Below are 228 nucleotides of genomic sequence, written 5' to 3' on the forward strand. Positions count from 1 at the left end.
GCCGGTGGCGTCGGCACCGCCGAGGAAATCCTGTACCTGCTCGGCATCCTGCTGCGCGAGGAAAACAAGGACCTGCCGTTCCCGCTGATCCTGACCGGCCCGACCGTGGCGGCGCCGTCCTCCGAGCAGATCGATCGCTTCATCCGCCTGCCCCTGGGCGATGCTGCAGCCGAGCGCTACGAGATCATCATCGGCGACCCGGTGGCGGTGGCCAAGAAGATGGCCAAC

At 67.5% G+C, this 228-nt stretch carries 1 pseudogene; it reads left to right on the plus strand.

Annotated elements, in window-relative coordinates:
• A pseudogene (locus ACRHNM_RS18570) lies at positions 1–228 on the plus strand (hypothetical protein); the annotation flags it as partial.

Origin of the sequence: Psychroserpens mesophilus (assembly GCF_050617655.1) — a bacterium.
Classification (GTDB): Bacteria; Bacteroidota; Bacteroidia; order Flavobacteriales; family Flavobacteriaceae; genus Psychroserpens; species Psychroserpens mesophilus_A.